The sequence below is a fragment of the Paraburkholderia aromaticivorans genome (assembly GCF_012689525.1).
In the GTDB taxonomy this organism is placed as follows: domain Bacteria; phylum Pseudomonadota; class Gammaproteobacteria; order Burkholderiales; family Burkholderiaceae; genus Paraburkholderia; species Paraburkholderia aromaticivorans_A.
The window spans coordinates 522,244-548,718 of record NZ_CP051516.1; the positions used below are offsets into that span (position 1 = coordinate 522,244).

At 63.6% G+C, this 26,475-nt stretch carries 25 protein-coding genes; 12 read left to right on the forward strand and 13 right to left on the reverse strand.

The genetic code is table 11. The features are described from left to right. Positions 1–6: 6 nt before the first annotated feature. Positions 7–792: a paraquat-inducible protein A gene (locus HF916_RS30405; protein WP_168792598.1), complete on the reverse strand. Its 786-nt coding sequence runs from the start codon at positions 790–792 to the stop codon at positions 7–9. A gap of 379 nt (positions 793–1,171) precedes the next feature. Between HF916_RS30405 and HF916_RS30410 the strand changes: the two genes are divergently transcribed. The 4 genes from HF916_RS30410 to HF916_RS30425 all read left to right on the forward strand — a co-directional run bounded on the left by HF916_RS30410 (position 1,172) and on the right by HF916_RS30425 (position 4,506). Then, on the forward strand, positions 1,172–1,732 hold the full coding sequence (locus HF916_RS30410; RefSeq protein ID WP_168792599.1) for a cytochrome b: 561 nt from the start codon (positions 1,172–1,174) through the stop codon (positions 1,730–1,732). A gap of 8 nt (positions 1,733–1,740) precedes the next feature. Then, the gene (locus HF916_RS30415) at positions 1,741–2,304 is read left to right on the forward strand and encodes a YceI family protein (RefSeq protein ID WP_168792600.1); all 564 of its coding nucleotides are present in this window, start codon (positions 1,741–1,743) and stop codon (positions 2,302–2,304) included. 76 nt (positions 2,305–2,380) lie between these two features. After that, the gene (locus HF916_RS30420) at positions 2,381–2,950 is read left to right on the forward strand and encodes a YceI family protein (protein WP_168795698.1); all 570 of its coding nucleotides are present in this window, start codon (positions 2,381–2,383) and stop codon (positions 2,948–2,950) included. A gap of 278 nt (positions 2,951–3,228) precedes the next feature. Further along, positions 3,229–4,506 carry an MFS transporter gene (locus HF916_RS30425; RefSeq protein ID WP_168792601.1) on the forward strand — a complete coding sequence of 426 codons (1,278 nt, stop codon included), beginning with the start codon at positions 3,229–3,231 and terminating at the stop codon, positions 4,504–4,506. Positions 4,507–4,633: 127 nt separating this feature from the next. On the opposite strand, the gene secF is transcribed toward HF916_RS30425, so the two are convergent. From secF to queA, 5 genes are all read right to left on the reverse strand, one after another. After that, complete coding sequence (gene secF / locus HF916_RS30430; RefSeq protein WP_168792602.1) at positions 4,634–5,584, reverse strand: protein translocase subunit SecF; 951 nt, start codon at positions 5,582–5,584, stop codon at positions 4,634–4,636. A gap of 18 nt (positions 5,585–5,602) precedes the next feature. Further along, positions 5,603–7,666 carry a protein translocase subunit SecD gene (gene secD / locus HF916_RS30435; RefSeq protein WP_168792603.1) on the reverse strand — a complete coding sequence of 688 codons (2,064 nt, stop codon included), beginning with the start codon at positions 7,664–7,666 and terminating at the stop codon, positions 5,603–5,605. 118 nt (positions 7,667–7,784) lie between these two features. After that, the gene (gene yajC, locus HF916_RS30440; protein WP_035562406.1) at positions 7,785–8,114 is read right to left on the reverse strand and encodes a preprotein translocase subunit YajC; all 330 of its coding nucleotides are present in this window, start codon (positions 8,112–8,114) and stop codon (positions 7,785–7,787) included. A gap of 197 nt (positions 8,115–8,311) precedes the next feature. Continuing rightward, the gene (gene tgt, locus HF916_RS30445) at positions 8,312–9,526 is read right to left on the reverse strand and encodes a tRNA guanosine(34) transglycosylase Tgt (protein WP_168792604.1); all 1,215 of its coding nucleotides are present in this window, start codon (positions 9,524–9,526) and stop codon (positions 8,312–8,314) included. A 118-nt stretch (positions 9,527–9,644) separates the two neighbouring features. Next, complete coding sequence (queA, locus tag HF916_RS30450; RefSeq protein WP_168792605.1) at positions 9,645–10,703, reverse strand: tRNA preQ1(34) S-adenosylmethionine ribosyltransferase-isomerase QueA; 1,059 nt, start codon at positions 10,701–10,703, stop codon at positions 9,645–9,647. Positions 10,704–10,851: 148 nt separating this feature from the next. Between queA and recG the strand changes: the two genes are divergently transcribed. From recG to ubiA, 7 genes are all read left to right on the forward strand, one after another. Continuing rightward, a complete protein-coding gene (gene recG, locus HF916_RS30455; RefSeq protein WP_240975755.1) occupies positions 10,852–13,302 on the forward strand; it encodes an ATP-dependent DNA helicase RecG in 2,451 nt (816 codons plus the stop codon). A 109-nt stretch (positions 13,303–13,411) separates the two neighbouring features. Then, positions 13,412–14,371 (forward strand): LysR substrate-binding domain-containing protein, encoded by a 960-nt coding sequence (locus tag HF916_RS30460; protein ID WP_132376015.1) that lies wholly within the window; start codon positions 13,412–13,414, stop codon positions 14,369–14,371. Positions 14,372–14,550: 179 nt separating this feature from the next. Next, the gene (locus HF916_RS30465) at positions 14,551–14,688 is read left to right on the forward strand and encodes a hypothetical protein (RefSeq protein WP_168792607.1); all 138 of its coding nucleotides are present in this window, start codon (positions 14,551–14,553) and stop codon (positions 14,686–14,688) included. 76 nt (positions 14,689–14,764) lie between these two features. After that, positions 14,765–16,219 (forward strand): catalase, encoded by a 1,455-nt coding sequence (locus HF916_RS30470; protein WP_168792608.1) that lies wholly within the window; start codon positions 14,765–14,767, stop codon positions 16,217–16,219. An 85-nt stretch (positions 16,220–16,304) separates the two neighbouring features. Next, positions 16,305–16,463, forward strand: coding sequence for a hypothetical protein (locus HF916_RS30475; protein WP_168792609.1), 159 nt, complete (start codon positions 16,305–16,307; stop codon positions 16,461–16,463). Positions 16,464–16,617: 154 nt separating this feature from the next. Next, on the forward strand, positions 16,618–17,115 hold the full coding sequence (locus tag HF916_RS30480; protein WP_168792610.1) for a Dps family protein: 498 nt from the start codon (positions 16,618–16,620) through the stop codon (positions 17,113–17,115). 209 nt (positions 17,116–17,324) lie between these two features. Continuing rightward, positions 17,325–18,188, forward strand: coding sequence for a 4-hydroxybenzoate octaprenyltransferase (ubiA, locus tag HF916_RS30485; RefSeq protein ID WP_168792611.1), 864 nt, complete (start codon positions 17,325–17,327; stop codon positions 18,186–18,188). A 24-nt stretch (positions 18,189–18,212) separates the two neighbouring features. On the opposite strand, the gene proC is transcribed toward ubiA, so the two are convergent. From proC to HF916_RS30515, 6 genes are all read right to left on the reverse strand, one after another. After that, entirely contained in the window at positions 18,213–19,028 is an 816-nt protein-coding gene (gene proC / locus HF916_RS30490; RefSeq protein WP_168792612.1) for a pyrroline-5-carboxylate reductase, read from the reverse strand. A 57-nt stretch (positions 19,029–19,085) separates the two neighbouring features. Further along, positions 19,086–19,784 (reverse strand): YggS family pyridoxal phosphate-dependent enzyme, encoded by a 699-nt coding sequence (locus HF916_RS30495; RefSeq protein ID WP_168792613.1) that lies wholly within the window; start codon positions 19,782–19,784, stop codon positions 19,086–19,088. A 37-nt stretch (positions 19,785–19,821) separates the two neighbouring features. Beyond that, positions 19,822–21,048, reverse strand: coding sequence for a glycolate oxidase subunit GlcF (glcF, locus tag HF916_RS30500; RefSeq protein WP_168792614.1), 1,227 nt, complete (start codon positions 21,046–21,048; stop codon positions 19,822–19,824). A gap of 8 nt (positions 21,049–21,056) precedes the next feature. After that, positions 21,057–22,145 (reverse strand): glycolate oxidase subunit GlcE, encoded by a 1,089-nt coding sequence (gene glcE / locus HF916_RS30505; protein ID WP_168792615.1) that lies wholly within the window; start codon positions 22,143–22,145, stop codon positions 21,057–21,059. A gap of 149 nt (positions 22,146–22,294) precedes the next feature. Next, a complete protein-coding gene (locus HF916_RS30510; protein ID WP_168792616.1) occupies positions 22,295–23,788 on the reverse strand; it encodes an FAD-linked oxidase C-terminal domain-containing protein in 1,494 nt (497 codons plus the stop codon). A 71-nt stretch (positions 23,789–23,859) separates the two neighbouring features. Continuing rightward, a complete protein-coding gene (locus HF916_RS30515; protein WP_168792617.1) occupies positions 23,860–25,275 on the reverse strand; it encodes an FAD-linked oxidase C-terminal domain-containing protein in 1,416 nt (471 codons plus the stop codon). 218 nt (positions 25,276–25,493) lie between these two features. Here HF916_RS30515 and HF916_RS30520 point away from each other — a divergent pair, with 218 nt between their 5' ends. Continuing rightward, positions 25,494–26,048 (forward strand): cob(I)yrinic acid a,c-diamide adenosyltransferase, encoded by a 555-nt coding sequence (locus HF916_RS30520; RefSeq protein WP_168792618.1) that lies wholly within the window; start codon positions 25,494–25,496, stop codon positions 26,046–26,048. Positions 26,049–26,123: 75 nt separating this feature from the next. Here the strand turns inward: HF916_RS30520 and HF916_RS30525 are convergent, their stop codons facing one another. Further along, a complete protein-coding gene (locus HF916_RS30525; RefSeq protein ID WP_168792619.1) occupies positions 26,124–26,456 on the reverse strand; it encodes a helix-turn-helix domain-containing protein in 333 nt (110 codons plus the stop codon). Between the last annotated feature and the right edge of the window lie 19 nt (positions 26,457–26,475).

Below are 26,475 nucleotides of genomic sequence, written 5' to 3' on the forward strand. Positions count from 1 at the left end.
GCGTGCTCATCCTCGTCGTGGCACCGGCGGCGTCGGCGGCGCGCCTGGCGGCAACGCGGACGGCGCGGTGTGGACGTCGGGCGCCGTCGCGGTGCGCACCTCGGGCGGCGCGGGCGGTCCGGCGACCGAACTAACGGCGGCCGCCGCGCTATCGGCGGAGGTGCGCGGCAGCGGCCGCTGGCTGCGGGCGCCGAGTTCGTCGGCGAGATCCCACAGAATGCGCGGATCGAACGTGACCACCACCGCGAACATCAGCGTGAGCACGCCGAACGCGAACAGCGCCGCTTCGGGAATCACGCGCGCGAGACTCACCATCTTCACGATCGTGATCAGCACGCCGAGCATGAACACTTCGATCATGCCCCACGGGCGCACGAACTGAATGGCGCGCAGCACCTGGTTGAAGGCAGGCGGCACATAACCCGCGCGCAGTGGAATCAGCACGTAGAGCAGCGCGACGAGTTCAGTCAGCGGAAACAGAATGGTCGAGCAGAACACCATGACCGCGACGATCTGCATGTCCTCGCCCCACAGCGCGACGAGCGCGCCGAACAGCGTGGTCTGCGAGGTGATGCCGTTGGTTTCCAGTTCGACGATCGGAAAGCCCTGCGCGATCAGGAAGGTGATCAGCGCGCCCAGCGTCATCGCGCTGATGGCGTCGAGCTTGCGCGACACGCCGCGATAGAGCGTCGCCCCGCAACGCGGACAGCGCGCGACCGTGCGTCCGACAAGCCGCGGCTTGCGGAACAGCGTATCGCATTCATGGCACGCGATCAGATTGTCATGGTCCATAGGGCGAAGGGCCGACGGTGTAGGGGAGGCGTGCAATGCCCGTTCTATGGCGGGTCTGATAAAGGGTGGAGCAATAGTACCAAAACGCGTCCCGCCGTCGCACTGGCCGCAGGCGGGTGGTTGATCCTACACGGAATCGGTATAACTCTGACACCCTCCGTCCCCAATTGTTCAATGCGGACACCGTGCGCGCTGGAGCGCCGGTCCGCGCCATATCAGTGGGTTGCAGCCAGTTTTTTCCGATTGGGGTAGCATGGCCGCCTTGGCGCGTGCCGCAGCAGGCAGGGTCCAATCGTACGCGCCAATGCGGTGCGCATCGGTACCTGGAATAGCAGTGCGGGCTGCGCCGTTAACCTCACTTAGCTTGCGTTGACCTGTCATGGCACTCAATCCTTCATTCGGCAGCCGGGAGTCGTACACGCGGACTGCCATCGCCTTACATTGGCTGATCGCGCTGCTGATCGTGTGCGGCTTCGCGCTCGGCTGGGTGATGACCGATATCCCGGGCTTCACGCCCACCAAGCTGAAGTACTTCTCGTGGCACAAATGGATCGGCGTGACGGTGTTCGCGCTCGCCGTCCTGCGCATTCTGTGGCGCGCCACGCACGCGGCCCCCGTGATGCCGCGCCGCATGCCGGTCTGGCAGCGCGGCGCCGCGCATCTCGTGCACGTGCTGCTGTACGTGCTGATGATCGCGATTCCCGTCTCGGGCTATCTGTACAGCTCGGCGGCCAACATCCCGGTGGTGTACCTCGGGCTGATTCCGTTGCCGCGCCTGATCGCGCCGGACCCGCATCTCAAGGAACTTCTGAAGAACGTGCATATCACGCTGAATTACACCTTGCTCGTGCTGGTCGCGTTGCACGTCGCGGCCGCGCTCAAGCATCAATGGCTGGACCGCGACGGCCTGCTCTCGCGCATGCTCCCTTTCCTCAAATAAGGACAACCATGAAGGTCTCGTTTTATCGCTACATGCTCGCCGCCTTCGCCGCGGCCTCGCTGACGGTGGCCGGCAGCGCTCTCGCGCAGGTCGACGTCGCGAAGAGTTCGGTGACGGCCACGTCGAAGCAGATGAACGTGCCGGTGGAAGGCAAGTTCGGCAAGTTCACCGCGCAGCTCAAGTTCGATCCGGCAAAACCGGCCGACGGCACCGCGCAGCTCAGCATCGACGTGGCCAGCTACGATCTCGGCGACGAAAGCTACAACGAGCAGGTGCGCGGCAAGGACTGGTTCGACGCGAAGACGTATCCGAGCGCCACCTTCGTTTCGAGCGCGATCGCGCCGGCCGGCGGCAACCAGTTCAAGGTGACCGGCAAGCTGACCATCAAGGGCAAATCGCAGACGGTGGTGGTGCCGGTCACGGTGTCCCAGCAGGGCGCCGTGCAAACCTTCGACGGTTCACTGCCGATCAAGCGCTCGCAATTCGACATCGGCACCGGCGAATGGAAAGACACCTCGGTGGTCGCCGACGAGGTGGTCATCAAGTTTCATATCGTTGCAGCCCATAAGTGACATTAGTGACGTTTGCCGCGCCGTTCGGGCGCGGCAGCTTTTTTCAAGAACCTAGGAGCGTGAATTGAAAACATCCATGTTGATCGCCGTCGGCGCGCTGGCTTCTTCTTTCTCGTTCGGCGCGTTCGCGGCCGCCGATACCTATCAGCTCGACCCGACCCACACGTATCCGAGCTTCGAGGCGGATCACCTCGGCGGCCTCTCGGTGTGGCGCGGCAAGTTCACCAAGAGCTCCGGCACGGTCACGCTCGACCGCGCGGCCAAAACCGGTACGGTCGACGTGACGGTCGATCCGGCGTCGATCGAGACGGGCAACGGCAAGCTCGACGAGCATCTGAAGTCGGACGCGTTCTTCGACGTCGCCAAGTATCCGGCGGCGACCTATAAGGGCACCGACATCAAGTTCGACGGCGACAAGCCGGTCGAAGTAGTCGGCAATCTGACGATGCACGGCGTCACCAAGCCGCTGAATCTGAAGATCGACTCGTTCAAGTGCATGCAGCATCCGGTGCTCAAGCGCGAAGTGTGCGGCGTGGAAGCGAGCGCGCATTTCAGCCGCGCCGATTACGGCATGGATTTCGGCGCCAAGTACGGCTTCAGCATGGATACCAAGCTGCATATTCAATCCGAAGGCATCAAGCAATAAAGCGCCCAACGCTTCTTCGAGTTCGGGTATTGAATCGCGTGGCGCATTGCGCCGCAACAAAAAAACCGCTTCGTTCGCTTTTGCGACGAAGCGGTTTTTTATTGACCGTTTGAACCCCGGAAGCCTTATGCAGCGGCACGGCGCAATTTCGCACTCGCGTCGGTTTAATTTTTCGGGTACATAGAGCGCAGGCACCGTATTGGTTGTGCGCGCATCCAGTCGGGCATTTCAGGCATCAAGCCAACATGAATAATATGTCGCGCGACTTGGAGATCTGCATGAACGCAACGACGGCAACAAGCCTGGCGGGGAGCCGGCAAAATTCGTGGCGCGCGGTGATCGCGGCCTCGATCGGCAACGCGCTGGAATGGTTCGATCTGGTGGTGTACGGTTTTTTCGCGGTGATCATCGCGAAGCTGTTTTTCCCGGCTGGTAACGACACGGTCTCGCTGCTCCTCACGCTCGGCACGTTCGGCGTGTCGTTCTTCATGCGACCGCTCGGCGCGATCGTGATCGGCGCGTACGCCGACCGCGCCGGCCGCAAGGCGGCGCTTACGCTCTCGATCCTGCTGATGATGGCCGGCACGTTGATCATCGCGATCCTGCCGACCTATCAAAGCATCGGCCTCGCCGCGCCGGTGATTCTCGTGTTGGCGCGCTTGATGCAAGGCTTTTCGGCGGGCGGCGAGTTTGGCAGCGCCACCGCGTTTCTCGCGGAACACGTGCCGGGGCGGCGCGGCTTTTTCGCGAGCTGGCAGGTGGCGAGCCAAGGTCTCACCACGCTGCTCGCCGCTGGTTTCGGCGTGCTGCTCACCGGCAAGCTCTCGCCGGAACAGATGGGTTCCTGGGGTTGGCGCGTGCCGTTCTTCTTTGGTCTCCTGATCGGGCCGGTCGCGTGGTACATCCGCACGAAGCTCGACGAGACACCCGAGTTCCTCGCGGCCGAAACCACCGAGACGCCGCTGCGCGACACCTTCGCCAGCCAGAAACTGCGCCTCCTGATCGCGATCGGCGTGGTCGTGCTCGGCACGGTGTCGACGTATCTGGTGCTGTTCATGCCGACGTTCGGCGTGAAGCAGTTGGGACTGGCGCCCTCGGTCGCGTTTTCGGCGATCGCGTTGACCGGCCTGATCCAGATGGTGTTCTCGCCGCTGATCGGCCATTTGTCGGACCGGCACGGACGCACCACGATCATGCTGACCTCGGCGCTACTGCTGCTCGTCCTGATCAACCCGGCCTTCGTGTATCTGGTCGCGCATCCGACCTTCGGCACTCTCATCGCCATGCAGATCGTGTTCGGCTTTCTGATGACCGGGTATTTCGCGGCGCTGCCGGGTCTGCTTTCAGAGATGTTCCCGGTGCAAACGCGTACGACCGGCATGTCGCTGGCTTATAACATCGCCGTGACGATCTTCGGCGGCTTCGGGCCGTTCATCATCGCGTGGCTGATCAGCTTTACAGGCTCGAAGGCCGCGCCGAGCTACTACTTGATTTTCGCCGCGATCGTGAGCCTCGTCGCGTTGATGGCAGCGCGTCGCAAACTCGGCTTTCGTTAAAGCGGGCGCTGCGTTGTCCCGCTTCGGTATAGCGCGGCGAGACGGCGGAGAAGGGCGGCGGTAAACGCAAAAGGCCGGTTCGTGAGAACCGGCCTTTTGCATTGCGAGGTCTGACGCTACAACAGAATCAGACTTGCGCACCCGCGTTCGGATCGTCCGCGTCGGAGCGATCCTTCTTGTCCTTGATCAGATCTTCGCGCTTCACGCCGAACCACATGGCGAGCGCCGCGGCGACGAACACCGACGAGTAGATACCGAACAGAATACCGACCGTCAGCGCCAAGGCGAAGTAGTGCAACGTGGGGCCGCCGAACAGGAACATCGACAGCACCATCATCTGCGTACAGCCGTGGGTGATGATGGTTCGCGACATCGTGCTGGTGATCGCGTGGTTGATCACTTCGATCACGGTCAGCTTGCGCTCGCGGCGGAAGGTCTCACGAATCCGGTCGAAGATAACGACCGATTCGTTCACCGAGTAGCCGAGCACCGCGAGCACCGCGGCCAGCACCGACAGCGAGAACTCCCACTGGAAGAACGCGAAGAAGCCGAGAATGATGATCACGTCGTGCAAGTTCGCGATCACGCCGGCCACCGCGTACTTCCATTCGAAGCGGAACGACAGGTAGATCACGATGCCGACCACCACACAGGCCAACGCGAGCAGGCCGTCGGTGGCGAGCTCCTTGCCGACCTGCGGGCCGACGAACTCGACGCGTTGCAGTTGCACCTGCGGCGTCTCGGCCTTCAGCGCGGTCATCACCTGATCGCTCTGTTGCGCGGACGTAAAGCCCTGCTTGAGCGGCAGACGGATCAGCACGTCGCGCGAGGTGCCGAAGTTCTGCACCTGGGCGTCGGCGTAACCGAGCTTGCCCAGCGTGCCGCGCACCGGTTCGAGCGGCGCGGCGCCCGGATACTGCACTTCGACGACGGTACCGCCGGTGAACTCCACCGACAGATGCAGCCCGCGATGCAGCAGGAAGAACACAGCAGCAAGGAACGTCAGCAGCGAGATCGCGTTGAAAATCAACGCGCGCTGCATGAACGGAATGTCTTTGCGAAAACGGAAAAATTCCATGGTCTTGTTCTCCGGGACTCAGCGGGATGAACCCGGTTTCTGCGGCGTGTTCGACGTAGCGGACGAATCCGCCGCATTGCGGCGACGCACGGTCGGCTTGCCGGCGCGTGCTTGCGCGACCGCGGCCTTGGCCTTCGACGGCTTGGCCGTGACCGCGGCGATGGCTTGCGCCGTGTCGGTCGCGGCGTCTTCGCTACCGAGGTAAGCGGCCGAGCCTGCCGGCACCGTATCCGGACGCCACACCTGACCGATGGCCAGCGACTTCAGCTTCTTCTTGCCGCCGTACCAGAAGTTGACGATGCCGCGCGAGAAGAACACGGCCGAGAACATCGACGTCAGAATGCCGATACAGTGCACGATCGCAAAGCCGCGCACCGGGCCTGAGCCGAACGCGAGCAGCGCGATACCGGCGATCAGCGTGGTGACGTTCGAGTCGAGAATCGTTGCCCAGGCGTGTGCGTAGCCGTTCTGGATGGCCAGTTGCGGCGGCGCGCCGTGGCGCAATTCTTCACGCACCCGTTCGTTGATCAGCACGTTGGCGTCGATCGCCATACCGAGTGCGAGCGCAATAGCGGCGATACCCGGCAAGGTGAGCGTGGCTTGCAGCATGGACAGCACGGCGATCAACAGCAGCAGGTTGACCGACAGGCCGATCATGGAGATCACGCCGAACAACATGTAGTACGCGATCATGAAGACGGCGATCGCCGCGAAGCCCCACACCACTGAGTGGAAGCCCTTCTTGATGTTGTCCGCGCCGAGGCTCGGGCCGATGGTGCGTTCCTCGATGATGTCCATCGGCGCGGCCAGCGAACCGGCGCGCAGCAGCAGCGCGAGGTCGGCGGCGCCTTGCGGCGTGGCCTGGCCGGTGATCTGGAAGCGGTCGCCCAGTTCCGACTGGATGGTCGCCACCGTCAGCACTTCGCCCTTGCCCTTTTCGAACAGCACCATGGCCATCGGCTTGCCGATGTTGTCGCGCGATATGCTGGCCACCGCGCGGCCACCGGCCGAATCCAGACGGATGTTGACGGAAGGACGTTGATGTTCGTCGAAGCCTGCCGACGCGTCGATGATCCGGTCGCCGGTGAAGATGATCTGCTTGCGCAGCAGCACCGGCGTCTGGTTGCCTTGCGTGAACAGTTCGTCGCCCGGCGGCACCGGATCGGACGGATTCGGATGCGTGTTGACCGGATCGGCGAGGCGCGCTTCGAGCGTTGCCGTGCGGCCGATGATGTCCTTCGCCTTCGCCGTATCCTGCACGCCCGGCAGTTCGACCACGATGCGGTCCGAGCCTTGCTGCTGGATCACCGGCTCGGCCACGCCGAGTTCGTTCACGCGGTTATGCAGCGTGGTGATGTTCTGCTTGAGCGCGGCGTCCTGCACGGCTTTCTGCACCGCCGGCGTGAACGTGCCGACCAGTTGCACGCCGCCATCAGAACCCGATTGAGAGGCCCACTGGAGTTCGCCGATGCCGCGGCTCAGCAGCTTCGACGCGGCGTCGGCGGTGGCCTGGTCGGCGAAATTGATCACCACCGACTGGTTGACGCGGTTCACGCCGCCGTCGCGGACGTTCTTGTCACGCAGCAGCGTGCGCGCGTCCGAAGCGTCCGAATCGAGCTTCTTGTTCAGCGCGCCGGCCATGTCGACCTGCAGCAGGAAATGGACGCCGCCGCGCAGATCGAGACCGAGGTACATCGGCAGCGCGTGCAAGGCGGTCAGCCAGCGCGGCGACGCGCTTTGCAGATTCAGCGCCACGATGAACTGCGGGTCGGTCGGGTCGCTGTTCAGCGACTTCTGCAGCAGGTCCTTCACGCGCAATTGCGTGTCGGTGTCCGGCAGACGCACGCGGATGTTCGCGTTGGTCGCCGAGTTGTCGAACGTGACGTCGTCCGGCTTGATCTGATTCGCGGCGAGCGCGGCTTCGACAGCCGACAGCGTGGTCGAGTCGAGCTTGACCGTTGCCTTGCCGCTCGACACCTGCACCGCCGGCGCTTCGCCGAACAGGTTGGGCAGCGTGTACACGAGGCCGATGACCAGAGCCACCAGCATCACGGCGTATTTCCAGAGGGGGTAGCGATTCATGAGTGGTCCAACGGGAAGGTTGGCTTGGAAGCGATGCGTCCGGCGATGAGCGCGGGCGATTCAGCGATGTTCCGCAAGAACCGCCGGCGAGGCCGCGCCGGACGCGAGAGAGCAGGCCTTACAGCGACTTGATCGTGCCCTTCGGGAGAATCGTCGTGACCGACGCTTTTTGCACGGTGATTTCCGTGCCTTCCGAGATTTCGACGCCGACGTAAGCTTCGCCCACCTTGGTCACCTTGCCGACGATGCCGCCATTCGTCACCACTTCGTCGCCCTTGGCCATGGCCGAGAGCATGTTGCGATGTTCCTTCTGGCGCTTCATTTGCGGGCGAATCATGATGAAGTACAGCACGCCGAACATCAGGATCAGCGGCAGGAAGCTCATCAGGTTCGATTCAATGCCACCTGTTGCTGTGCCTTGGGCGAAGGCATTGGAAATGAACGACACGTTGGTCTCTCCGTTATAAGTCAAAACGATCAAAAAAATCAGCCGGTTATTCTACCACCGGCCTGACGCGCGTCGGCGCGGCGAATCGGCTTTGCGATCAACCGTTTAAAGCCTTTTTCGCCGTCAACGAAAGTTAATTGTAAGGTTTTCCTCGCGAGACGGACGGATTCTTCGGCTGAATCCGTTGCCCCGCGCCGTCATGGCGCCTCGGCGGTGCCGCGCGCGCGGTTCTCGTGAAAGCGTTTGCGGAAGGCCTCGAACATTTTCGCGTCGATCGCGTCGCGGATTTCCTGCATCAGTTCGAGGTAGTAGTGCAGGTTGTGGATCGTGTTCAACTGCGCACCGAGGATTTCCCCTACACGATGCAGATGGTGCAGATAGCCGCGAGTGAAATTTCGGCAGGTGTAGCAGCCGCACTGCTCGTCGAGCGGGCGCAGCGAATTCTTGTGCGCGGCGTTGCGGATCTTGACGTCGCCGAAACGCGTGAAGAGCCAGCCGTTGCGCGCATTGCGGGTCGGCATCACGCAGTCGAACATGTCTACGCCGGCGGCCACGCCCGCCACCAGATCTTCCGGCGTGCCGACGCCCATCAGATAGTGCGGCTTGTCGGCCGGCAACTTGGGGCCGATGTGGTTCAGCACCCGCATCATGTCTTCCTTCGGCTCGCCGACCGACAGCCCGCCGATCGCCAGACCGTGGAAATCCTTCTCGGCGAGGCCCGCCAGCGACTCGTCGCGCAGGTCTTCGAACATGCCGCCCTGAACGATGCCGAACAGCGCGTTCGGATTGCCCAGCTTGCGGAATTCGTCGATGGAGCGCTGCGCCCAGCGCATCGACATGCGCATCGAATCGGCGGCTTCTTGGTGCGAGGTCGGCACGTTGTTGGTCGCGTACGGCGTGCATTCGTCGAACTGCATGACGATGTCCGAGTTCAGCACCTTCTGGATCTGCATCGACACTTCGGGCGACAGGAAGAGCTTGTCGCCGTTGATTGGCGACGCGAACGTGACGCCATCTTCGGTGATCTTGCGCAGATCGCCGAGCGAGAATACCTGGAAGCCACCCGAGTCGGTCAGGATCGGCTTCTTCCAACCCATGAAGCCGTGCAGGCCGCCGTGCGCCTCGATGCTTTCCAGACCCGGGCGCAGCCACAGGTGGAAAGTATTGCCGAGGATGATCTGCGCGTGCATTTCCTCCAGCTCGCGCGGCTGCACGGCCTTCACGGTGCCGTAGGTGCCGACCGGCATGAAGATCGGCGTTTCCACCACGCCGTGATTCAGCGTGACGCGGCCGCGGCGGGCTTGGCCGTCGGTGCCGAGCAGTTCGAATTTGAGGCCGTTGTCAGGGCGAACGTGATCGCCGAGGTAAGCGCCGTGGTCGGCGCGCGGGCTAACGGTGTGACCGTCGGTCATGAATAACTCCTGTGCTACCGGAGAACAGTCCGGCGCAGATGTTGAAACGCCGCCGGAACGATGCGCGGCGGCTTGAGGAACTGCGAAAAACTGAAACGAAACGTCCGATCCTGGACGCTCAGACGTCGCGCCGCGTCAACAGCATCGCGTCGCCGTAACTGAAGAAGCGGTAACGCTGCTCGATCGCGTGGCGATACGTCTCGCGAATCGTCTCGACGCCCGCGAAGGCCGACACGAGCATCAGCAGCGTCGACTTCGGCAAATGGAAATTGGTGACGAGCCGGTCAACCACACGGAATTTATAGCCGGGCGTGATGAAGATGTCAGTTTCCGTGCTGGCTGCGGCGAGCGGCCGGCCTGCGGCTTCGGCGTCGCGTGCGGCGGCTTCGAGCGCGCGCATCGAGGTCGTGCCTACCGCGATCACGCGGTTGCCGCGCGCGCGCGTCGCCGCGATCTTGTCGGCGAGCGATTGCGGCAAGTGATACCACTCGCTATGCATCTTGTGCTCGGCGAGATTCTCGACACGCACCGGCTGGAACGTGCCCGCGCCGACGTGCAGCGTCAGCGTCGCGCGTTCCACGCCTTTTTCGTCGAGGCGGGCCAGCAGCGCGTCGTCGAAATGCAGGCCGGCCGTGGGCGCGGCGACCGCGCCGGGATTCTGCGCGAACACCGTTTGATAGCGGGTTTCATCGGTCGAATCGGGATCGTGCTCGATGTACGGCGGCAGTGGCAGACGGCCGAACTGTTCGATCAGCGTCAGGCAGTCGTCGGGGAAATGCAGCGTGTAGAACGGCTCCACGCGTTCGCCGACGGTGACGTCGAATGCATCGGCCAGCCGGATCGTCGTACCCGGCTGTGGGCTCTTGCTCGCGCGGATCTGCGCGAGCGCCGTGCGCTCGCCGGTGAGGCGCTCTACCAGCACTTCGATCTTGCCGCCACTGGCCTTCTGGCCGAGGAAGCGCGCCTTCAGGACTTTGGTATCGTTGAAGACCAGCAGATCACCGGGCGCGATGCACTCGGGCAACTCGGCAAAGCGGCGGTCGATCAGGCGCGCGGGGCCGGCGGCGTCGGCCGGATGGTCCACCTCAAGCAGGCGGCTGGCGCTGCGCTCGGGCAGCGCGACTTGCGCGATCAGCTCGGGAGGCAGATCGAAATCGAAATCGGAAAGCGTCAACATGCGAACGACTGGAAGCGAAATGAAACTGAATTGAGCCGAAGCCGGAGCCGGGCGGCTATGATTGCGGGACGCCAGAGCGGCCCGCGAGCCCGCGCGCTGTATGGCGCCGAACCCTTTGACAGCCGATATTGTACTTGCGAAGCAGCCCATGCCTTTGTCCGACCGCCGATTGCCCTCCGCTACCGATGAAGTGAGCGCCGAACCCAAGCGCCGCGTCTCGCGCGGCAAGGCGGCGGCGGAGGTGAGCGACGCGGGCTTGGATGTAGGCGCGGACGTCGAGTTGAGCGCTGAAAAAGCCGCGCGACAAAGCGGCGAATCTGATGGCAAGCCCGTCGACGAAATTGGCGGCAAACGCGCCGGCAAGTCCGCTGACGCATCGGGCGGCGAGCACGCCGACGGCCTCGCGGATCCATCCGGTGACAAACCCGCCGGAAAGCCTGCCGACATATTCGGCGACAGGCCCGCCGGCAAGCCCGGACCCAAGGTTGCCGACAAATCCGCAGCGAAGTCCGGCGCAAAATCCGCCCCCAAGCCCGCGGAAAAAACCGCCGACAAGCTCGCCAAACTCGGCCTCACCCGCGACATCGACCTCGTGCTGCATCTGCCCATGCGCTACGAGGACGAAACCTCGCTGACGCCGATCGGACATCTGCTACCGGGCGGCATTTCGCAAACCGAGGGCGTCGTGTTCGACAACGAGATCGCTTATCGTCCGCGCCGTCAGTTGCTGGTGAAACTGCGCGACGACGCCGGCGACGAACTCGTCCTGCGCTTTCTGAATTTCTACGGCTCACAGGTCAAGCAGATGGCGATCGGCGCGCGGCTGCGGGTGCGCGGCGACGTGCGCGGCGGTTTCTTCGGCATGGAGATGGTGCATCCGGCCGTGCGCGTGGTCGACGAAGACACGCCGCTGCCGCAGGCGCTGACGCCGGTGTATCCGAGCACCGCGGGCGTGACACAGGCGTATCTGCGCAAATCGATCGACAACGCGCTGTCGCGCACGTCGCTGCCGGAGCTGCTGCCCGAGGCGGTCGCGCGGACATTCATGGCGCCGCTCGGCGTGCCGTCGCTGATGGACGCCGTGCGCACGCTGCATCATCCGGGCGTGCAGTCGGACGAGACCGCGTTGATCGACGGCACGCATCCGGCCTGGGTGCGTATCAAGTTCGAGGAATTGCTGGCGCAGCAGATGTCGCTCAAGCGCGCGCATGACGAGCGCCGCACGCGCGCCGCGCCGGCCATGCCGCGTCGCAAGCTGGGCGACGAAGACGCGCTGGTGGCGCGCCTGCTGAAGGCGCTGCCGTTTTCGCTGACGGCGGCGCAGGAGCGCGTGGGCGGCGAGATCGCGCTCGATCTGACCCAGCCTCATCCGATGCAGCGGCTCTTGCAGGGCGACGTCGGCAGCGGCAAGACGATCGTCGCTGCGCTCGCTGCGGCGCAGGCCATCGACGCCGGCTACCAGGCCGCGCTCATGGCGCCGACCGAAATCCTCGCCGAACAGCACGCGCGCAAGTTGCGCGGCTGGCTGGAGCCGCTCGGCGTGAGCGTCGCGTGGCTCGCCGGCAGCCTGAAAACCAAGGAGAAGCGCGCCGCGATCGAAGCCGCCGCGCTCGGCACCGCGCAACTCGTGATCGGCACGCACGCGATCATCCAGGACGCGGTCGAGTTCGCGCGCCTCGGGCTCGTGATCGTCGACGAACAGCACCGCTTCGGCGTGGCGCAACGGCTTGCGCTGCGCGCCAAGGCGCGGAACGCCGCGGACGGCGCGCGCGACTTCCAGCCGCATCAATTGATGATGTCGGCGACGCCGATTCCGCGCACGCTCGCGATGACGTATTACGCCGACCTCGACGTCTCGACTATCGACGAATTGCCGCCTGGGCGCACGCCGATCCTGACCAAGCTGGTGTCCGACGCGCGGCGTGAAGAGGTGATCGGACGCGTGCGCGAGGCCGCGTTGACCGGGCGCCAGGTGTACTGGGTGTGTCCGTTGATCGAGGAAAGCGAGACGTTGCAGCTTCAGACCGCGGTCGAGACGTATGAGACGCTGGTGGCCACGTTGCCCGAACTGAATGTCGGTCTCGTGCATGGACGTCTTGCGCCGGCTGAAAAGGCGGCCGTGATGGATGCGTTCACGCGCAACGAGGTGCAGCTTCTGGTGGCGACGACGGTGATCGAAGTGGGCGTCGATGTGCCGAATGCGTCGTTGATGGTGATCGAGCATGCGGAGCGGTTTGGGCTTGCGCAGTTGCATCAGTTGCGGGGGCGGGTGGGGCGTGGGAGCGCCGCTTCGGTTTGCGTGCTGCTCTATACCGGGCCTTTGTCGATGACGGCGCGGGCGCGGCTTCAGACTATGCGGGAGACGACCGATGGGTTTGAGATCGCCAGACGGGATCTTGAGATTCGTGGGCCGGGGGAGTTTTTGGGGGCGCGGCAGTCAGGGGCGGCGATGTTGAGGTTTGCTGATCTTCAGAATGACCAGTGGTTGATTGAGCCTGCGCGGGAGGCTGCGGCGGTTCTGCTCGAGAAGTATCCCGAGGTCGTGTTGCAGCATCTGGCGCGCTGGCTCGGCGCGCGGGAGCAGTATTTGAAGGCTTGAAGCGGGATGTTTGCCGGCGCTGTGTGCAAGAAGACCAAAAGGTTGGCGAACCGACCCTATAGGTGTATAACTAGAACCTATCAAACTCATCGCACTGATTGGTCCCCTAATGACGCTCACCGAATTGAAATACATCGTCGCGGTCGCCCGCGAGCGGCACTTCGGCCGGGCCGCCGAAGCGTGTTTCGTCAGCCAGCCGACGCTGTCGGTGGCGATCAAAAAGCTCGAAGACGAGCTCAACGTCCAGATCTTCGAGCGCGGCACTAGCGAAGTGAGCGTCACGCCGATCGGCGAACAGATCGTCACGCAAGCTCAACGCGTTCTCGAGCAGACGCTCGCCATCAAGGAAATCGCGAAACAGGGCAAAGACCCGCTGGTCGGGCCGCTGCGCCTTGGCGTCATCTACACGATCGGGCCGTACCTGCTGCCCACGCTCGTCAAGCAGATGATCAAGCGCGTCCCGCAAATGCCCTTGATGCTGCAGGAAAATTACACGCTCAAGCTGATCGAACTGCTCAAGCAAGGCGAAATCGACGTCGCCATCATGGCGCTGCCGTTTCCGGAAACCGGCCTGATGCTGCGCCCGCTGTACGACGAGCCTTTTGTGGTCGCCTTGCCGTCCGGTCACGCCTGGGAAAACCGTCTGAAAATCGACGCCGACGATCTGAAGCAGGAAACCATGCTGCTGCTCGGCAGCGGTCACTGCTTCCGCGACCACGTGCTGGGCGTCTGCCCGGAACTGATGCGCTTTTCGCAAAACGCGGACGGCATCCAGAAGACCTTTGAAGGGTCGTCGCTGGAAACCATCCGTCACATGGTGGCGAGCGGTGTCGGCATTACGGTGCTGCCGCGCATGTCGGTGCATGAAGTCAAACCGCACGCCGGCGGCATCGATTCGGGGCTGCTCAGCTACGTCGCTTTCGACGAACCCGTGCCGGATCGTCGCGTCGTGCTGGCCTGGCGCAAGAGCTTCACGCGCATGCCCGCGATCGAGGCCATTTGCGACGCCATCAGTTCCTGCGATCTGGCGGGCGTCAAGAAGCTCGATTTGCCGGTCGCCGTCAACTAGACAAACGCACCACGAAGGCCGGCTCGCTGTGCACGTCCAGCGACCGGCCCGGCGTCCGCCCAAGGCGCCGATAGCGGCAAAGCCTATCGAATAGATAAAATTAATCAAAGACAGTATTTCGATAGTGTTGTTATAGTTTCCTCCACGGATCGCCCGATCCCAAAGACCCGGAGGAAATCATGACGCAATCCAAGCCGCAACAAGTCTACGTCCTCGTCGCTCAAGCGGCCGTTGCGCCGCGCGGTTTTATCGCGTCGATGCTCGACGTGCGCACCGTCGCGTTATCCCTGCTGGTCGATCGGGCCTTGTCCGCATGACGCATGAGCCTCTGGCATCAGTGTGCCGCGCCGCTCCCCACAATCTGTTTCGATAAAAGCCAACCAGGAGTCACGCATGTCCGAACGTAAGCTCACCAGTGCCGCCGGCGCACCCGTCGCCGACAACCAGAATTCGATGACCGCCGGCGCGCGCGGTCCGGTTGTTTTGCAAGATGTCTGGCTGCTTGAAAAACTCGCCCACTTCGATCGTGAAGTGATTCCGGAACGCCGTGTTCACGCCAAAGGTTCGGGCGCGTTCGGCACGCTGAAGGTCACGCACGATATCTCGCGCTACACGAAGGCAAAGGTGTTCGCGCAAGTCGGCAAGGAAGCGCCGCTTTTCATGCGCTTTTCGACGGTCGCCGGCGAGCGCGGCGCAGCCGACGCCGAACGCGACGTGCGTGGTTTCTCGATCAAGTTCTACACGGAAGAAGGCAACTGGGACGTGGTCGGCAACAACACGCCGGTGTTCTTTATCCGCGATCCGCTGAAGTTTCCGGACTTCATCCACACGCAAAAGCGTGACCCGTACACCAACATGCGCAGCAATGTCGCCGCGTGGGATTTCTGGTCACGTCACCCGGAATCGCTGCATCAGGTGACGATTCTGATGAGCGACCGCGGCATTCCGCAGAATTACCGTCATATGCACGGCTTCGGCTCGCACACGTATTCGTTCATCAACGCCGACAACGAGCGTTTCTGGGTGAAGTTCCATTTCAAGTCGATGCAAGGCATTGAGAACTTCACCGATGCCGAAGCGGCACAAGTGGTCGCGCAAGACCGCGAAAGCGCGCAACGCGATCTGGTCGGCAGCATCGACGCGGGCAACTTCCCGAAGTGGCGCTTCGCCATTCAGGTGATGCCGGAAGTGGAGGCGGCCACGTATCGCTTCAATCCGTTCGACATCACGAAAGTGTGGTCGCAGAAGGACTATCCGTTGATCGACGTCGGCACGATCGAGTTGAATCGCAACGCACAGAACTACTTTGCCGACGTGGAGCAGGCCGCGTTCACGCCCGCCAACGTGGTGCCGGGTATCGGCTTCTCGCCGGATCGTCTGCTGCAGGGCCGTCTGTTCTCGTATGGCGACACGCAGCGCTATCGACTCGGCATCAACCACCACCAGATTCCGGTGAATGCAGCGCGCGTGCCGAGCCCGCATTCGTTCCATCGCGACGGCGCGATGCGCACGGACGGCAACCTCGGCGGCAACGTGAATTACGAGCCGAACCGCTTCGGCGACTTCGCGCAGGACGCCAACGCGTCCGAACCGCCGCTCGCGGCGGGCGCGGTGGATCGCTACGAGCATCGCCTGGACGACGACTACTACACGCAGCCAGGTATGTTGTTTGCGCTGTTCGATGCGGCTCAGCGCGAGCGTTTGTTCGGCAACATCGCACGCCATATCAACGGTGTGCCGCAGGAAATCGTTGCGCGTCAGATGGAGCATTTCCGTCGTGCCGATCCCGCTTACGCGGAAGGCGTGGTCGCCGCGATGGCCGACCTCGCGGAACGCAACCAGAAGTAAGCGGCAATTGAGCAGTTGAAGTCATGCAGCAAAGCGGGCGCATTTGCGTCCCGCTGGTACCGATGCGAACCGAAGGAGCACGATCATGATGCAGATGATGATGGCCACGTTGGGCGGCACGTCACGCGCACGTAGCGCGCAGCAGTACGCATTGATGGCGCGCAAGGCAGTGGGCTTGGCGATCGTCGCGAGCGGGCTTGCGGTGATCGTCGCGCAGGCGCTGCAACACACGTTAGGCGGCTGATCGAAGCCCACTCCGTGGATGCGGCAAGTGGCCACGCGTCATACGAACGCAGCAGTTTTCCAGGCTAAACTGTCGAGCGTTCGAGCTGTCGAGTTTGCTATCCGCAGACCGTCACTTTGCCGACCGGTTCGTATCACTCTTCAAAGGAGTCATCATGGCCAAAAAAGAAGTCGCAGCAGCCGTACAGCACGTCAATATCGGGATCAGCGACAAGGATCGCAAGAAGATTGCAGAGGGTCTGTCGCGCTTGCTCGCCGACACCTACACGCTGTATTTGAAGACCCACAACTTCCACTGGAACGTGACGGGTCCAATGTTCAATACGCTGCACCTCATGTTCGAAACGCAGTACAACGAGCTGGCGCTGGCGGTCGATTCGATCGCTGAACGGATTCGCGCGCTGGGCGTGCATGCGCCGGGCAGCTACAAGGAATTCGCCAAACTGTCGTCGATTCCGGAAGCGGACGGCGTGCCGGCCGCGGAAGAAATGATCCGCCAACTGGTCGAAGGTCAGGAAGCTGTCGTGCGTACCGCGCGCGCGATTTTCCCGTCGACGGAAGCCGCCAACGACGAGCCGACCGCCGACCTGCTGACGCAACGCATGCAAACGCATGAAAAGACCGCGTGGATGCTGCGTTCGATGCTGGCTTAAGTATCTGCGCGCACGGCGTCTCGTTTCGGCGCCGGCGTTGAAGTTGACGCTGACGCTGACGTTGAGTGCGACACCAACAAAGCCTCCCTGCACGGGAGGCTTTGTTTTTTGCGGCGCCGGCTTGGGCTGCCCTGCCAGCCCGGAAGCGGCCCGCCGTCCGCATCCCGTAAAATAGCCGTACCGCCTTCGCACTTTCACCGACTCCGCCCATGTTCGCCCGACTTCCCCTGTATCTGCGCCTCGTGCGCATGGACAAGCCGATCGGCAGCCTGCTGCTGCTTTGGCCGACGCTCAACGCGCTGTGGATCGCCTCCGACGGTCATCCGACGTGGCCGCTGCTGGTGATTTTCACAGTGGGCACGGTGCTGATGCGCTCGGCGGGCTGCGCGATCAACGATTACGCGGATCGCGACTTCGATCGCTACGTGAAGCGCACGGAGAATCGTCCGATCACGTCGGGCAAGATCAAGGCGTGGGAAGCGGTGGCGCTGGCGGTCGCGTTGTCGTTGCTGGCGTTTCTGTTGATTCTGCCGCTGAATACGCTGACCAAGGAACTGTCGGTGGCGGCGCTTTTCGTCGCCGGTTCGTATCCGTTCACCAAGCGGTTTTTCGCGATTCCGCAGGCGTATTTAGGAATCGCGTTCGGCTTCGGCATTCCGATGGCGTTCGCCGCGATTCAGGGCCACGTGCCGCTGCTCGCGTGGGTGATGCTGCTGGCCAACGTGTTCTGGTCGGTGGCGTACGACACCGAATACGCGATGGTCGACCGCGACGACGACATCAAGATCGGCATCCGCACGTCGGCGCTCACGTTCGGCCGCTTCGACGTGGCCGCGATCATGCTCTGCTACGCGGCGACGCTGGGGATTTACGTCGGTATCGGCGTGATGCTCGGCTTCGGCGTGCTGTACTGGCTGGGATGGGCGGCGGCCGCAGGCTGCGCGATCTATCACTACGCGCTGATTCGCAACCGCGAACGGATGGCGTGCTTCGCCGCGTTCCGGCATAACAACTGGTTGGGCGGCGCGCTGTTTGTCGGTATTGCCGCGCATTACGCGGCGAGCTCGTTTTAAGTTTTCGGGCGCCGCCGAACGCGCTCACTGCTTGCCGAACTCGTCGCCCATTTCTTTCGCGCGGGCATCCGCGGCAAGCGCGCCACGCACGATCGCATCCTTGATGCCGCTCGCGTCGAACGACGCCAGAGCCGCCGCCGTCGTGCCGCCTTTGGACGTCACGCGTTCGCGCAGCAAGCTCGGCGGCTCGTCGGAATTCGCCGCCAGTTGCGCCGCGCCGGTGAAGGTCGCCACTGCGAGCGCGCGGCCTTGCGCCTCATCCATGCCGAGCTGGCGCGCGGCTTCCTGCAACGCCTCGATGAAATAGAACACGTAGGCCGGCCCGCTGCCCGAGATCGCGGTGACGGCGTCGATCTTCGCTTCGTCGTCGAACCAGACCGTTTCGCCGACCGCGCCCAGCACTTGCGACGCGAGCGCGCGGCCCGCTTCGTCGACGCTGCCAGTTGCCACGAGGCCCGTCACGCCCATGCCGATCAGCGCCGGCGTATTCGGCATGACACGCACGATACGGTTGTGCCCATTCAACCAGCGCGACATATCGCCCATGCGAATGCCGGCGACGATGCTCACGGCCAGCTGCGACGCGTTCAGATGCGGCGCCACCGCCTCGGCGACGCTCTTCAGGATCTGCGGCTTCACCGCCAGCACGACGGCGTCGTACGCGGCGAGCGCGGCATCCGCGGCGGCGCCGGTCTTGATGCCGAATTGCTGCTCATTGCGCTTGCGCGCGTCTTCGTTGGGATCGATTGCGTAGAGGTCAGCGGGCGCGACGCCACGCTTGATGAGGCCGCCGATCAACGCGGCGGCCATGTTGCCACCGCCGATAAAAGCAATTTTCATGATGTTCCGAATGAAGTGCCGTGAAGAGCCTAAGGAGCCTGAAAAGGCCCGCAAGGGTCAGTTAGAGTAATCTCGCGCGCCGAAGATGGCGGTGCCGACGCGCACGATCGTCGCGCCTTCCAGCACGGCGGCCTCGAGGTCGCTCGACATGCCCATGGACAGCGTGTCGAGTTCGAGTCCGTCGTTACACAGACGCTCGAACAACTCGCGCAAGTGCCGATGCGGCACGCGTTGCTCGTCGATGCCGCCGGCCGGCTCTGGAATCGCCATCAGGCCGCGCAAGTTCAGCTTCGGCAGCGCGGCGATCGCTTGCGCGACTTCCACCGCCTCGGGAATGCTCACGCCGCTCTTCGACGCCTCGCCGCTGATGTTGACCTGCAGACAGACGTTGAGCGGCGGCAAATTATCGGGACGCTGCTCCGAGAGTCGCTGCGCGATCTTCAACCGATTGACCGAATGCACCCAATCGAACTGTTCGGCGACCAGCCGCGTCTTGTTCGATTGCAACGGGCCGATGAAATGCCATTCGAGCGTGGCGCGCAGATCGGCGAGCGCCTCGATCTTGGTGAGGGCTTCCTGCACATAGTTTTCACCGAACGCGCGCTGGCCGGCGTGGTAGGCGGCGCGCACGTCTTCGGCGGGGAAGGTTTTGGAGACCGCGAGCAGATGGACCGAACGCGTATCGCGTCCGGCCACGTGCGCGGCCATGGCGATGCGCTGCTGCACCGCCTCGAGGTTGTGAATCAGATCGGGCATGACGGAACCGGAAGTCCAGCGAAAGTCGATTACCGGATTATACGGACAGCATGTGCTCGACCAGTTCGATCCAGTGCGCGACCGGTGTCGATGTGCCGCTTTGCAGATGCGCAATGCAGCCGACGTTCGCCGACACGATCACCTGCGGCTCCTGCGCCTGCAGCCGATCGAGCTTCTGATCGCGCAGCGCGTACGAGAGCTTGGGCTGCGTCAGCGAGTAGGTGCCGGCCGAGCCGCAGCACAGATGACTGTCGGCGGGCAGACGCACTTCGACGCCCAGCGCGGTCAGCAGATGCTCGACCTTGCCGCGAATCTGCTGGCCATGCTGCAACGTACAGGGCGGATGAAACGCCACCGTGTGAACCGAGCGGCGGCGCGTGACCGAGACCAATGCTTCTTCGAACTCCGGCAGGATCTCCGCGACGTCGCGCGTCAGTTCCACCACGCGCCGCGCCTTCTCCGCATACGCCGGATCGTGGCGCAACAGGTGCGCGTATTCCTTGACCGTCGCGCCGCAGCCGGACGCGTTCATCACGATCGCCTCCACGCCTTGTTCGATGTACGGCCACCATGCGTCGATGTTGGCGCGCAGGTCGTCGAGCGCGTCGTCGTTGTAGCCCAGATGCAGACGGATCGCGCCGCAGCAGCCGGCATCCGGCGCGATCAGCGTTTCCATGCCGAGCGCGTCGAATACGCGCGCGGTGGCGATGTTGACGTTCGGCATCATCGACGGTTGCACGCAACCCGCCAACATCAGCATCTTGCGCGGATGTTTCGCCGTTGGCCATTCGAGCGGACGTTGCCGCGCGGGTACTTTGTCGCGCAGTTTCTTGGGCAGCAACGGACGAAAATGCTGGCCGATGCGCATGGTCGGCGTGAACAGCGCGCTGTTCGGCACAAAGCTCGCGAGCACCCGGCGCACCAGCCGTTGACTGAACGGGCGCGTGACTTTTTCTTCGGTGAGCTTGCGGCCGATTTCCACCAGCCGGCCATATTGCACGCCGGATGGGCAGGTCGATTCGCAACTGCGGCAGGTCAGGCACCGGTCGAGATGGACCTGCGTGCTGCGCGTGACCGGCGCGCCTTCGACCATCTGCTTGATCAGATAGATCCGTCCGCGTGGGCCGTCGAGTTCGTCGCCGAGTATCTGATAGGTCGGGCAGGTGGCCGTGCAGAAACCGCAATGCACGCAATTACGCAGGATGCCGTCGGCTTCGTCGCCATCGGGCGTGTTGCGAATGAAGTCCGCGAGGTTGGTTTGCATCGCGTCGCTCAGAAGTCGGGGTAGAGACGGCCGCGATTGAAGATGCGGGCCGGGTCGAAGGCGGTTTTCAGGCCGCGATGGATTTTCATCAGCGGCGCGGGAAGCGGCGTGAACACGCCGGCTCCGCGGTCGTAGCCGTGACCGGTGCGGAAGATCGTGGCGTGGCCGCCGGCCTGCTTGGCGCTGATGCGCACGGTCTGCGCATCGGTGTCGGTGATCCACCAGCGCTGGCCGCCGCCCCATTCCATGAGCTGCGCGCCGGGCAGTTGCAGCGGCTCCGTAATCGATGGCAATGCGAGGCGCCACAGTGCGGCCCGCGGCGGAATGGCCGCGAAGAACGAGTCGGTCTGTTCGCGCACGCCGCCCCAGAAGCGCTCGGCTTCGACCGCATCGACTACTTCGCCGCCGAGCGCCGTCTTTGCCGACTTGACCGCCGCCTCGGCGCCGGCAAGGCGCAAGACCAGCGTGCCGTGACGCCACGCACTCGCGGTAATCGGCAACGGCCGGCCGCCCCATTCGTTGAGCTTACGGACCGCGTCGGTGCCGTTCATATCGAACTTGAGCGTGGCTTCGGCCTGCGGCAACGGCAGCACCTTGATCGACAGTTCCAGGATCAGTCCTAGCGTGCCGAGCGAGCCTGCCATCAGGCGCGAGACGTCATAGCCGGCGACGTTCTTCACCACCTGGCCGCCGAAATGCAGCTTCTGGCCCTGGCCGTTCATGATCACGGCGCCGAGCACGAAGTCGCGCGCCGCGCCGGCCGACGGGCGGCGCGGACCGGCGATGCCCGCCGCGATGCAGCCGCCGAAGGTGGCCTGCGGCCCGAAGTGCGGCGGCTCGAAAGCGAGCATCTGATGATGGTCTGCGAGCACGGCCTCGATCTCCAGCAGGGGCGTGCCCGCGCGCGCGGTGATGACCAGCTCCGCCGGATCGTACGCGATGATGCCGCGATAAGCGCGCGTGTCGAGGATGTCACCTTCCAGCGTCTGACCGTACCAGTCTTTGGTCCCGCCGCCACGGATGCGCAACGTGCGCCCCTCGGCGCTGGCCGAACGCACATGTTCCGACCACACGGCGACGATGTCGTCCTCTTCCATGGTGTCCTGCTTCGTTATGTTTCGTTTGATTGTACCGGGCGGGGGCCCGCTGGCAACCAGGAGCGGACCCGCATCGGGTAATCAGGGTGAGAGCAGGAAAAACGGCGCCCACGCAGGCTATGCGCGATGCGTCGGCGGGCAGCACAGTGTTAAAAACGCGGCAGGTCCGGATGCGGCAGCAAGCCGCCGCGTACGTGCATCTTGCCGTATTCGGCGCAGCGCGCTCGCGTGGGAATTCCTTTGTCGGGGTTGAGGAGGCCAGGTGCGTCGAAAGCCCGCTTGACCGCGTGGAACGTATCGCGTTCTTCCGGCGAAAACTGCACGCACATCGAATTGATCTTCTCGATGCCGACGCCATGCTCACCGGTCACCGTGCCGCCCAGTTCGACGCACGCTTCGAGAATGTCGCAACCGAACGCTTCGGCCCGGTGCCACTCGTCCTGGTCGTTGCCGTTGAACAGGATCAGCGGATGCATGTTGCCGTCGCCCGCATGGAAGACGTTGATGCAGCGCAGGTTGTAGGTCTTCTCCATCACCTCGATGCGCGCCAGCAGAGGCCCGATACTGCGGCGTGGCACCGTGCCGTCCATGCAGTAATAGTCGGGTGAAATGCGCCCGGCGGCCGGGAACGCATTCTTGCGCCCCGACCAGAAGCGCAGCCGTTCGTTCTCCGAGCGGGAAATCTGGATGCGGGTGGCGCCCTGTTCGCGCAGCACCGCGGTCATGCGCACGATTTCATCCGCGACTTCTTCGGGCGTGCCGTCCGATTCGCACAGCAGGATCGCCGCCGCGTCGAGATCGTAGCCCGCGTGGACGAATTCCTCGACGGCGCGCGTGGCCGGCTTGTCCATCATCTCCAGGCCCGCCGGAATGATGCCCGCCGCAATGATGCCGGCGACCGCGTCGCCGCCTTTCACGACGTCGTCGAAACTGGCCATGATGACCTGCGCCGTTTGCGGTTTCGGGATCAGCTTGACCGTGACTTCGGTGACGATCGCGAACATGCCTTCGCTGCCGATCAGCACGGCCAGCAGATCGAGGCCGGGCGCGTCGGGGGCGAGCGAGCCGAACTCGACGATGTCGCCTTCCATGGTGACAGCGCGCACGCGCAACACGTTATGCACCGTGAGCCCGTATTTGAGGCAGTGGACGCCGCCGGAATTCTCCGACACATTGCCGCCGATCGTGCAGGCGATCTGCGACGACGGGTCCGGCGCGTAATACAACCCGTAAGGTGCGGCGGCTTCGGAGATCGACAGATTGCGCACACCCGGTTGCACCGTCGCGGTCCGCGCGTACGAATCGACTTCGACGATCTTGCGGAAGCGCGCGAGCGAAACCACCACGCCGTGACGGATCGGCATGGCGCCGCCGGACAGCCCGGTGCCCGCGCCGCGCGGCACGATCGGCACGTCGAGGCGGTGGCAGATCTGCACGATGCGCTGCACCTGCGATTCCGTCTCCGGCAACGCGACCGCAAGCGGCAGACGCCGGTAGGCCGCGAGCCCGTCGCATTCATAGGCGACGGTGTCTTCTTCGCGAAACAGCAAACAATGGGTCGGCAATACGGCCATCAACGCCTGCACGACTTCGCGCTGGCGCTGGGCGAGTACTTCGGCCGTCAGTTCAGCGGGTGCGTTCATGTGACTTGTCTCCTCGTGCCTTTCAAGTCCAACGCGGCTGGCTCTCTCATGCAGCCGCGCCTGAATACGCCTCATGCTGCCCAGGTGAAAATTTTTCCCGGGTTCATCAGATTGTGCGGATCGAGCGCGTGCTTGATGGAGCGCATGGTGTCGACCGCGACTTCACCGTGCTCTTCGAGCAGGAAGCCCATCTTGTGCAGGCCGACGCCATGCTCGCCCGTGCAGGTGCCGTCCATGCGCAGCGCGCGTTGCACGATGCGATGGTTCAGACGCTCGGCTTCGACGAGTTCTTCCGGCTTGTCGGGATCGATCAGGATCGCGACGTGGAAGTTGCCGTCGCCCACATGGCCGACGATCGGGCAGGGCAGCGGCGACGCTTTCAGATCCTGTTCCGTTTCCTCCACGCATTCCGCGAGACGCGAGATCGGCACGCAGACATCGGTCGTAACCGCGCGGCAGCCTGGCTTCAGTTGCAGCATCGCGAAGTAGGCGTTGTGACGCGCGTTCCACAGCCGGCTGCGGTCTTCCGGACGGGTTGCCCATTCGAAGCCTTCGCCGGCGTTCTGCGCGGCGATGTCCTGGACCAGTTCGGCTTGCTCTTTCACGCCGGCCTCGGTGCCGTGGAATTCGAAGAACAGCGTGGGCGCTTCACGCAGCGTCAGATTCGAATGCCGATTGATCGAGCGGATGGCGAGCGAGTCGACGAACTCGACGCGCGCGATCGGCACGCCGATCTGGATCGTTTCGATGACCGCGCGCACCGCATCGCCCATGGACGGGAACGCGCACACCGCCGCGGACACCGCTTCGGGTTGCGGATACAGGCGCACGGTGATTTCCGTGATCACGCCGAGCGTGCCTTCCGAGCCGACGAACAGGCGCGTGAGGTCGTAACCCGCGGACGATTTGCGAGCGCGCGTACCGGTTTTGGTCACGCGGCCGTCGGCCAGCACCACGGTCAGCCCAAGCACGTTCTCGCGCATCGTGCCGTAGCGCACGGCGTTGGTGCCCGAGGCGCGCGTGGCCGACATGCCGCCGATGCTCGCGTCCGCGCCCGGGTCGATCGGGAAGAACAGGCCTGTGTCGCGCAATGCCTCGTTCAACTGCTTGCGCGAGATGCCGGGCTCGACGGTGACAGTCAAGTCCTCGGCGTTGATCGACAACACCCGGTTCATTCCCGACAGATCGATCGAGACGCCGCCCTGCACCGCGAGCAGATGCCCTTCAAGCGACGAGCCGTTGCCGTAAGGGATGATCGGCACGTTGTACTGGCCGCACAGTTTGATGACGGTTTGCACGTCTTCGGTTGTGTGCGCGAACACAACGGCGTCAGGCAGCTGCGGGTCGAACGGCGATTCGTCGCGGCCATGATGGGTGCGCACGGCTTCGGATACGGACACGCGATCGGCAAAGACGGCTTTGAGCGCGTTCAGCAACTCGGCGGGAAACGGTCGGCGCAGCGGGGCCGGCGGCACGGGATGATTCACGCATGTCTCCTGGTATTTGGGGCGGTGCTGGTTTGCAGTATGTGTTTCATTTTACGCCGATCGCCCGTGGGCCGGCGTTGCAGCCGGCCAGCGCTTCTATAATGGCGGCGACTTCACGATGCGCGCAATATGGATAAACGCGGTGCTTTGATAGACCGCTTCGGGCCATGGCGGACTGCGCGGCGCGGCGCATCGTCACTGAATGCATGGGAGACATGATGGGCAACCGCTTGAGCAAGATCGCCACCCGCACGGGCGACGACGGCACCACCGGTCTCGGTGATGGTAGCCGTGTGCGCAAAGACAGCGCGCGCGTAGCCGCGATCGGCGACGTGGACGAACTCAACTCGAGCCTCGGCGTGCTGCTGAGTGAAACTTTGCCGGACAAGGTGCGAGTAGCGCTTGTAGCGATCCAGCATGATCTGTTCGACCTTGGCGGCGAGCTGTGCATTCCCGGCCACACGATGATTACCGACCGGCATCTCGCCCAACTCGACGACTGGCTTGCTGACTACAACGCGGCTTTGCCGCCGCTGAAGGAGTTCATTCTGCCCGGCGGCTCGCGCGCGGCCTCGCTCGCGCATGTGTGCCGCACCGTGTGCCGCCGGGCGGAACGGGCGATTGTTGCGTTGGGTGAGCACGAGACCATCAACGCCGCGCCGCGTCAGTATGTGAACCGGCTTTCCGATCTGCTGTTCGTACTCGCGCGCGTGCTCAATCGTGCGGACGGCGGCACCGACGTGCTGTGGCAACACGAGCGCAACGGTGGCTAAAGACCTGCCGTGGCAATACGCGTATGACCGCGTGATGACGCATGCAGCGTCACGCGCATTGACGAGCCCGGCACGTTAGCCGACCGCCAGCGTGACCGGCTTGCCGATCCGGCTCATCATTTCCACCAGCGTGTCGATGGTGAACTTGGTCGTCTTCTTGTTGACCACGTCGGACACGCGCGGGCGCGACACCATCAGAATCTCGGCTGCCTCGGCCTGCTTCAGATCATGCTGTTCGATCCACGTGGACAGTTCCGTCATGAGCTGTTCCTTGAGCAGCCGCGTGTCGTTGATCTGCTTTTGCGACGCGGCGTGCAGGCGTTTCGCCTCTTCAGCGGAAAAGCCGAGTTCGAGGAACAGATTGGCGCCAGGCCTGGTTACGTGACGAATTTTGGTGTCGGTCGTCATTTGTTAAGTTTTCCTATCG

Bases quoted from the DNA above. Each gene is read 5' to 3' on its own strand.
- HF916_RS30480 (WP_168792610.1), top strand. From the start codon at position 16,618: ATGGCCAAAAAAGAAGTCGCAGCAGCCGTACAGCACGTCAATATCGGG.
- ubiA (WP_168792611.1), top strand. From the start codon at position 17,325: ATGTTCGCCCGACTTCCCCTGTATCTGCGCCTCGTGCGCATGGACAAG.
- secD (WP_168792603.1), bottom strand. From the start codon at position 7,666: ATGAATCGCTACCCCCTCTGGAAATACGCCGTGATGCTGGTGGCTCTG.
- HF916_RS30495 (WP_168792613.1), bottom strand. From the start codon at position 19,784: ATGCCCGATCTGATTCACAACCTCGAGGCGGTGCAGCAGCGCATCGCC.
- glcE (WP_168792615.1), bottom strand. From the start codon at position 22,145: ATGGAAGAGGACGACATCGTCGCCGTGTGGTCGGAACATGTGCGTTCG.
- recG (WP_240975755.1), top strand. From the start codon at position 10,852: ATGCCTTTGTCCGACCGCCGATTGCCCTCCGCTACCGATGAAGTGAGC.
- HF916_RS30525 (WP_168792619.1), bottom strand. From the start codon at position 26,456: ATGACGACCGACACCAAAATTCGTCACGTAACCAGGCCTGGCGCCAAT.
- tgt (WP_168792604.1), bottom strand. From the start codon at position 9,526: ATGACCGACGGTCACACCGTTAGCCCGCGCGCCGACCACGGCGCTTAC.
- HF916_RS30460 (WP_132376015.1), top strand. From the start codon at position 13,412: ATGACGCTCACCGAATTGAAATACATCGTCGCGGTCGCCCGCGAGCGG.
- HF916_RS30405 (WP_168792598.1), bottom strand. From the start codon at position 792: ATGGACCATGACAATCTGATCGCGTGCCATGAATGCGATACGCTGTTC.
- HF916_RS30465 (WP_168792607.1), top strand. From the start codon at position 14,551: ATGACGCAATCCAAGCCGCAACAAGTCTACGTCCTCGTCGCTCAAGCG.
- HF916_RS30420 (WP_168795698.1), top strand. From the start codon at position 2,381: ATGTTGATCGCCGTCGGCGCGCTGGCTTCTTCTTTCTCGTTCGGCGCG.
- HF916_RS30475 (WP_168792609.1), top strand. From the start codon at position 16,305: ATGATGCAGATGATGATGGCCACGTTGGGCGGCACGTCACGCGCACGT.
- HF916_RS30425 (WP_168792601.1), top strand. From the start codon at position 3,229: ATGAACGCAACGACGGCAACAAGCCTGGCGGGGAGCCGGCAAAATTCG.
- queA (WP_168792605.1), bottom strand. From the start codon at position 10,703: ATGTTGACGCTTTCCGATTTCGATTTCGATCTGCCTCCCGAGCTGATC.
- HF916_RS30415 (WP_168792600.1), top strand. From the start codon at position 1,741: ATGAAGGTCTCGTTTTATCGCTACATGCTCGCCGCCTTCGCCGCGGCC.
- glcF (WP_168792614.1), bottom strand. From the start codon at position 21,048: ATGCAAACCAACCTCGCGGACTTCATTCGCAACACGCCCGATGGCGAC.
- secF (WP_168792602.1), bottom strand. From the start codon at position 5,584: ATGGAATTTTTCCGTTTTCGCAAAGACATTCCGTTCATGCAGCGCGCG.
- HF916_RS30510 (WP_168792616.1), bottom strand. From the start codon at position 23,788: ATGAACGCACCCGCTGAACTGACGGCCGAAGTACTCGCCCAGCGCCAG.
- HF916_RS30470 (WP_168792608.1), top strand. From the start codon at position 14,765: ATGTCCGAACGTAAGCTCACCAGTGCCGCCGGCGCACCCGTCGCCGAC.
- HF916_RS30520 (WP_168792618.1), top strand. From the start codon at position 25,494: ATGGGCAACCGCTTGAGCAAGATCGCCACCCGCACGGGCGACGACGGC.
- HF916_RS30410 (WP_168792599.1), top strand. From the start codon at position 1,172: ATGGCACTCAATCCTTCATTCGGCAGCCGGGAGTCGTACACGCGGACT.
- proC (WP_168792612.1), bottom strand. From the start codon at position 19,028: ATGAAAATTGCTTTTATCGGCGGTGGCAACATGGCCGCCGCGTTGATC.